This window comes from Lactobacillus sp. HBUAS51381 (assembly GCF_012641095.1).
In the GTDB taxonomy this organism is placed as follows: Bacteria; Bacillota; Bacilli; order Lactobacillales; family Lactobacillaceae; genus Levilactobacillus.
The window spans coordinates 1-596 of sequence record NZ_JAAVSC010000085.1; the positions used below are offsets into that span (position 1 = coordinate 1).

General features: G+C 44.6%; 2 protein-coding genes. Both read right to left on the minus strand.

Annotated features, from left to right (window positions below):
• The coding region (gene tnpB / locus HEQ50_RS12610) for an IS66 family insertion sequence element accessory protein TnpB (RefSeq protein WP_168900829.1) at nucleotides 1-338 on the minus strand (338 nt) is incomplete at its 3' end.
• Nucleotides 328-510 carry a hypothetical protein gene (locus tag HEQ50_RS12615; RefSeq protein WP_168900830.1) on the minus strand — a complete coding sequence of 61 codons (183 nt, stop codon included), beginning with the start codon at nucleotides 508-510 and terminating at the stop codon, nucleotides 328-330. The genes tnpB and HEQ50_RS12615, both read right to left, overlap by 11 nt.
• Nucleotides 511-596: the final 86 nt, after the last annotated feature.

The following is a 596-nucleotide window of genomic DNA, read 5'->3' on the forward strand; positions in this document are numbered from 1 at the left end:
GGGGGCCTAATTTTATGAACGGTCGCGTCAAGCGACCAACCACCTAGAAGACGTGAAAATTGCTTATAATTCAGCTTCCGCACGGCATCCTGATTTGTTGGCCATTGAAGACGACCATTTTCTAGCCGCTTGTATAGCAATAGAAAACCATCACCATCCCAGTAAAGGGCTTTGAAACGGTCCTTTCTGGTGCCACAAAATAAGTAGAGCGCCTGATTATACGGATCAAGATCGAATTGTTCCTGAACAACACCAGCTAAACCATCAATTCCACGACGGAGGTCAGTCTTGCCACAAACAATATAGACTTGTCCGACCTTGCTTGGATCAATGAGCATCGTTAAATACCGCCTTTAAGAGGGCGTCAACGATGTAGCTGTTGGCCTTATTGTAGATAATAACTGACTTGTTCTTGCCTACTTTGAGCTGAACTGCCCGGCTGGGAACAACTGGCGTTGTTCCTGCAGCCTGACGTGGCACTTTGACTTGTACGATATCTGGTTTATCCATAACAAAAACCTCACCAATTTATTTGATGAGGTAATCATATCGTTTTGCGACCATCAATCATAGACGGTCAGTTATTAGGTGCTTAC

What these genes read in the sequence shown, in the direction of transcription:
- HEQ50_RS12615 (WP_168900830.1), bottom strand. Translation starts at nt 510, where the DNA reads ATGGATAAACCAGATATCGTACAAGTCAAAGTGCCACGTCAGGCTGCA.